The sequence below is a fragment of the Streptomyces sp. WZ.A104 genome, from assembly GCF_002382885.1.
Classification (GTDB): Bacteria; Actinomycetota; Actinomycetes; order Streptomycetales; family Streptomycetaceae; genus Streptomyces.
The window spans coordinates 1-6,399 of the sequence record NZ_NWVL01000146.1 but is presented as its reverse complement, the minus strand read 5'-3'; the positions used below and the strand labels follow the sequence as shown (position 1 = coordinate 6,399).

At 73.2% G+C, this 6,399-nt stretch carries 4 protein-coding genes and 1 pseudogene; 4 read left to right on the top strand and 1 reads right to left on the bottom strand.

The window, feature by feature from the left end; genetic code table 11:
• Positions 1-779, bottom strand: a 779-nt coding sequence (locus CIB93_RS36565; RefSeq protein WP_257002523.1) for an FHA domain-containing protein, incomplete at its 3' end; no start/stop codon positions are given.
• 625 nt (positions 780-1,404) lie between these two features.
• Between CIB93_RS36565 and CIB93_RS36560 the strand changes: the two genes are divergently transcribed.
• From CIB93_RS36560 to CIB93_RS38360, 4 genes and pseudogenes are all read left to right on the top strand, one after another.
• On the top strand, positions 1,405-3,081 hold the full coding sequence (locus CIB93_RS36560) for a serine/threonine-protein kinase (RefSeq protein ID WP_096633083.1): 1,677 nt from the start codon (positions 1,405-1,407) through the stop codon (positions 3,079-3,081).
• A gap of 174 nt (positions 3,082-3,255) precedes the next feature.
• Positions 3,256-4,503, top strand: coding sequence for a serine/threonine-protein kinase (locus CIB93_RS36555; RefSeq protein WP_096633082.1), 1,248 nt, complete (start codon positions 3,256-3,258; stop codon positions 4,501-4,503).
• An 81-nt stretch (positions 4,504-4,584) separates the two neighbouring features.
• Entirely contained in the window at positions 4,585-5,691 is a 1,107-nt protein-coding gene (prfB, locus tag CIB93_RS36550) for a peptide chain release factor 2 (protein ID WP_096633081.1), read from the top strand.
• Between the two features lie 328 nt (positions 5,692-6,019).
• Positions 6,020-6,399, top strand: a pseudogene (locus CIB93_RS38360) (hypothetical protein); the annotation flags it as partial.

The window sequence follows — 6,399 nt, the reverse complement described above, 5'->3', positions numbered from 1 at the left end:
CCGGAGCCGTGGCCAGGGCCGCCGCCGTCGGGGCCGTACGCCGCGAACGGCTCACCCGCGGCGCGGTCGGACGCTCCGGAGGCGAACGGCTCCCCCGCGGCGCCGCCCGCCGCACCGGCCCCCGCCGCCTCGACGCGCGCCACCCGCAGGTGTCCCTCGCCGTCCGGGGCGGTCGGCAGCGTCGCCGCACGGTGTCCCGCCGTGAGCCGGAGGGCCGATTCACCGAGCCGCAGCAGCGCGCCGGGCGAGAAGCGGACCGGGCGGTCGTGCACCTCGACGCCGTCCAGCGAGGTGCCGTTCGTCGAGCCGAGATCGGCGACCGAGACCCGGCCGTCCTCGGAGACCGTCACCGCGCAGTGCAGCCGGGACACGTCCGGGTCGTCGAGCGGGACGTCCGCCTCGGCGGAGCGGCCGATCCGGATCTGCCCGCCGTGCAGCAGATGGACCCCGCCCGCGTCCGGCCCGGCGACCACGTGCAACTGGGCCGGAACGGCATCGTCCGCCGCCTCGTCCTCGCCGGGGACCTGGAGCGAGAGCACCGCACCGTCCACCAGTGGCGGTTCGCCCAGCGCGATGCGGTGCGCGTCCAGCCGCTCCTGTCCGGCGAAGAGCACGACCGCCCCGCCGCCCTGGGAGCTCTCGGGCCCCGCCACGGCGGAGGCCAGGCCCGAGGCGACGGCCGCCAGCGCCGTCCCGGCGGGGGCGGTGACGAGCACGTCGCAGGTGCGCGCCGGGGTCTGGCCGCTGCGCGGCGCGAGGACGGTCAGCCGGATCTGCATCGCCGTCGGCGGTCCCTTCTGCGCGGGGGTGCCCGGCAGGGGAAACGCCCTGTGATTCCCCCACCCGGCACGGACACGTCGTCCGTACAGGTCGTCACGTACCGCGAGACTCCGACCCCGCAGATCCGTGCTGGAGGCATCCTTGCACCTGCCGCTGACAACACGCCCGGCGGTCACCTTTAAATGATCTTGAATGGTCGGCTGTGGGCGCAAAAGTGACCGCTTGCGTCCGGATCCCGCCGCCCGGAGGGGGCGGCGGGGGTTGGGGGCGGCATCCGCCCGCCCCGCGAACGCGCGGCAGACCTGTGAGCCGCCGTGCGGCAACCATCTGCCCGGTCTGGCCGTCTTACCCCGAAACATGAACCCCCCGGTGCCCCGTTCGGCGGCACCAGGGGTGTCTCGCCGGTCGTGGCCGGGCCCGCGACCCCTGGCACGGCACCTCGCCGCGTTGCCGAAACGTCCGAATCGCTCCGCGATTGAGGACGCTCCGGCGCCTTGCGATGCACCGCACCAGACGCCGCGGCCTGACCGGCCCTGACCGGTGAGACACCCCTTAGAGTGGGCCGGAACATCCGGGTGGGGCCCGGGGGACCGCAAGCACCACGATCAGCAGGGAGCGCATGACGTGCGGCCGGTAGGCAGCAAGTACCTGCTCGAGGAGCCGCTCGGGCGCGGCGCCACGGGCACCGTCTGGCGAGCCCGCCAGCGGGAGACCGCGGGCTCCGAGGCGGCCGTCGCGGGACAGCCCGGCGAGACCGTGGCCATCAAGGTCCTCAAGGAGGAGCTGGCCAACGACGCCGATGTCGTCATGCGGTTCCTGAGGGAGCGCTCGGTCCTCCTGAGGCTCACGCACCCGAACATCGTGCGTACCCGCGACCTCGTCGTCGAGGGCGATCTCCTCGCCCTGGTGATGGACCTGATCGACGGCCCCGACCTGCACCGCTACCTCCGCGAGAACGGCCCGCTCACCCCGGTCGCCGCCGCCCTGCTCACCGCGCAGATCGCGGACGCGCTCGCCGCCAGCCACGCCGACGGCGTCGTCCACCGCGACCTCAAGCCCGCCAACGTGCTGCTCGACGAGCGCGACGGCGGGATGACCCCGATGCTCACCGACTTCGGCATCGCGCGCCTGGCCGACTCCCCGGGGCTGACCCGGACCCACGAGTTCGTCGGCACCCCCGCCTACGTCGCGCCGGAGTCCGCCGAGGGCCGCCCGCAGACCTCCGCCGTGGACGTCTACGGCGCGGGCATCCTGCTGTACGAGCTGGTCACCGGCCGCCCGCCGTTCGCCGGGGGCACCGCCCTCGAAGTCCTGCACCGGCACCTCAGCGAGGAGCCCCGCCGCCCCTCCACCGTCCCCGCACCGCTGTGGACGGTCATGGAGCGCTGCCTGAGCAAGGACCCGGACCGGCGGCCCAGCGCCGAGAACCTGGCCCGAGGCCTGCGTACGGTCGCCGCGGGCATCGGCGTCCACGCGAACTCCGCCCAGATCGCCGCCGCCGAAGGCGTGGGCGCCCTGCTCGCCCCCGACCCGGCGCCCACGGCCGTCCCGGAGACGCCCGGGGCCGCTGACCCCACGCAGGTGCTGCCGAGCAACGCGGGCTCGTACGACCCGGCCGCCGCCACCAGCGTGCTGCCGCAGACCGCCCCCGGGGGCCAGGGCGGCCACGCCGACCCGACCGCCGTCCTGCCGCCCGTGCCGCAGCGCCCCGACACCCCGCCGCAGCCGGACGGCCCGCACCCCTGGCAGTCCCAGCTCCAGGCGGCCCGCGACCGCAACGAGCAGACGCAGGTGCAGTACCTGGACCCGAGCCAGGACCCGCTGCGCCGCCGCCCCCAGCGCCAGGCGCAGCCTCCGGCGCCCCAGCGGCAGCAGCCTCCGCAGCGCCGCCAGCCGCCCCCGCAGCACCAGCAGTACCCGCCGCAGCACCAGCAGCAACAGCAGCAACAGCAGCACCAGCCTCAGCGCTACCAGCAGCCTCAGCAGCCCCAGCGGCAGCAGTACGCGCCCCCGCGGCCGCAGCAGCCTCAGCAGCCCGCCCCGCGCCAGCCGCGGGAACCGCGTCCGCCGAGGCAGCGCGGCGCCAACCCGATGCGCATCCCCGGCCTCGGCTGCCTCAAGGGCTGCCTGTTCACCGTGGTGCTCCTGATCGTCGCGGGCTGGCTCATCTGGGAGCTGACCCCGCTCCAGGACTGGGTCGCCCAGGGCAAGGGCTACTGGGAAGCGATCGGCGACGGGATCGGCAAGGTCACCGACTGGATCTCCGAGATCGGCGAATCCACCGGAGGCTCGGGCACCTGACCTCGCCGCAGCGACTCTGTCCCTTTGTCGACTTCTCCGGGGCGAAATGCCCCGGAGAAGTGAAGGTCGAGGCCATCCTGGGCACGCGGCACCCCCAACGGCGCGTAACTTTGTCGACCGGGGTCCACGACTTTGTCGCCCGGGGGTCCACCGCCAGCCGCTGAGGGAGCAGTCTTGGCACGGAATATCGGCAGCCGGTACACCGCCCACCAGATCCTGGGGCGCGGCAGCGCCGGCACGGTGTGGCTCGGCGAGGGGCCCGAGGGCCCGGTCGCCATCAAGCTGCTCCGCGAGGACCTCGCGTCCGACCAGGAGCTCGTGGGCCGGTTCGTGCAGGAGCGCACCGCTCTGCTCGGGCTCGACCACCCGCACGTGGTCGCCGTCCGGGACCTCGTCGTGGACGGCAACGACCTCGCCCTGGTCATGACGCTCGTACGCGGCACCGACCTGCGCACCCGCCTGGACCGCGAGCGCCGCCTCGCCCCCGAGGCCGCCGTCGCGATCATCGCGGACGTCGCCGACGGGCTGGCCGCCGCGCACCGGGCCGGAGTGGTCCACCGGGACGTCAAGCCGGAGAACATCCTGCTCGACATGGAGGGCCCCCTCGGCCCCGGCGGCGCCCATCCCGCCCTGCTCACCGACTTCGGCGTCGCCAAGCTCATCGACACCCCGCGCCGAACCAAGGCCACGAAGATCATCGGCACGCCGGACTACCTGGCCCCCGAGATCGTCGAGGGCCTCCCGCCGCGCGCCGCCGTCGACATCTACGCACTGGCGACCGTGCTCTACGAGCTGCTGGCCGGGTTCACCCCCTTCGGCGGCGGCCACCCCGGCGCGGTCCTGCGCCGCCACGTCACCGAGACGGTCGTCCCGCTCCCCGGTATCCCCGAGGAGCTCTGGCAGCTCCTGGTGCAGTGCCTGGCCAAGGCCCCCGCCTCCCGGCTGCGCGCCTCGGAGCTCGCCGTACGGCTGCGGGAACTGCTTCCGCTGCTGGCGGGCATCCCGCCCCTGGAGGTGGACGAGCCCGATGCCGACGAGACCGACCAGGAGTCCCCGGTCTACGACGAGCAGCAGTACGCCCCGTCCGCCGAGGAGCCGCGCCGCCGCGGGGCGGTCCCGCTGGTGCCCGGCTCCGCGCCCGACTCCAACCGGGACACCCACACGAGCATGCGCGTGCCGGCCCCCGACGAGCTGGCGGGCGGTCCCCTCGGCACGGCCCGCGCCCCGCGCTCCCCGGGCCGCCCCCGCCCCGGCTCCGCCCGTAACAAGGCGGCCGCCCTCCGTAAGCGTCGCATCACCCTGGGCATCGCCGCCCTGGCCCTGTGCGGGGCCGTCGCGGTGGGCGGCTGGCTGGCGACCGGCGGCGGTGACGGGGACCCGGTGCCCCAGGACAGCGAGAACTCGGCCCCGGCGACCCCGTGAGAAGGCCCTCGCCCGGGTGGCCTTCCGGACGGCTTCCCGGGTGAGGGCAAGCTTCATCCGTCCAGCCGTTACGCTGGACCCGTGGCAGTCGTCGATATTTCCGAAGAGCTGAAGTCCCTCTCCTCGACCATGGGGTCGATCGAGGCCGTCCTGGACCTGGATGCGCTGAGGGCGGAGATCGCCGCGCTTGAGGAGCAGGCAGCGGCGCCGTCCCTGTGGGACGACCCGGAGGCGGCCCAGAAGATCACCAGCAAGCTTTCGCACCTTCAGGCAGAGGTCCGCAAGGCCGAGGCCCTGCGCGGCCGCATCGACGACCTCGGAGTCCTCTTCGAGCTCGCCGAGGACGAGGGCGACGCCGACGCCCGGGCGGAGGCCGAGGCCGAGCTGGAGTCCGTGAAGAAGGCGCTGGACGAGATGGAGGTCCGCACGCTCCTCTCCGGCGAGTACGACGCGCGCGAGGCCCTGGTGACCATCCGCGCCGAGGCCGGTGGCGTCGACGCCGCCGACTTCGCGGAGAAGCTCCAGCGCATGTACCTCCGCTGGGCCGAGCAGCACCACTACAAGACCGAGGTCTACGAGACCGCCTACGCCGAAGAGGCGGGCATCAAGTCGACCACCTTCGCCGTCCAGGTCCCGTACGCCTACGGCACCCTCTCCGTCGAGCAGGGCACCCACCGCCTGGTCCGCATCTCGCCCTTCGACAACCAGGGCCGCCGCCAGACGTCCTTCGCGGGCGTCGAGGTCCTCCCGGTCGTCGAGCAGACGGACCACATCGAGATCGACGAGTCCGAGCTGCGCGTCGACGTCTACCGCTCCTCGGGTCCCGGCGGACAGGGCGTCAACACCACGGACTCCGCGGTCCGTCTGACCCACCTGCCCACCGGCATCGTCGTCTCCTGCCAGAACGAGCGCTCGCAGATCCAGAACAAGGCATCCGCGATGAACGTCCTCCAGGCCAAGCTCCTTGAGCGCCGCCGCCAGGAGGAGCAGGCGAAGATGAACGCGCTCAAGGGCGACGGCGGCAACTCCTGGGGCAACCAGATGCGTTCGTACGTCCTCCACCCGTACCAGATGGTCAAGGACCTGCGTACGGAGTTCGAGATGGGCAACCCCGAAGCGGTCTTCAACGGTGAGATCGACGGCTTCGTCGAGGCGGGCATCCGCTGGCGCAAGCAGCGGGAGAAGTAGTTTCAGCGGTACGGAGGTTGGGCCCGGACAGGTGACTGTCCGGGCCCCTCTGCGTTGCGGAGGTCTGTGCCCGATACGTCACAGTCGGGCTTCCGATTAGCCGTCAAGTCCCCCATATCGGTGCCTAGTGCACGGAACGGCCTTGACGTAGTCCTTAACTCTGGCCAGGGTGCTACAGCAGCATGCGTATGTCTGGGACGGGTGTGAACCGGGGGGCTGGCAGGGTGACCACGGCACGACGTGGCCCCGCCGAGAGCGATTCCCCGCAGGGCCGTGGCCCGCATATGGCTGCTCCAATGACGAGATCGGCTACTGGGGGTAGCAACACATGACGAACAAGACGCGTGTCCGCGTCGCGCGGATAACCGCTGGTGTGGTCATCGCCGCGGGTGCCTCGCTGACCGCGGCCGGTGCGGCGCAGGCGCTGGAGATCGGCGTCGACTCCGGCATCGCCGACGTCAACGTCCAGGCGGGCGACGGCGAGGAGAACCCGATCGGCGGCGCTGACGTCGGCGGTGGCGACCAGGGTGGCGGCGACCAGGGTGGCGGCGACCAGGGTGGCGGCGACCAGGGCGGTGGCGACCAGGGCGGTGGCGACCAGGGTGGTGGCGACCAGGGTGGTGGCGACCAGGGTGGTGGCGACCAGGGTGGTGGCGACCAGGGTGGTGGCGACCAGGGTGGTGGCGACCAGGGTGGTGGCGACCAGGG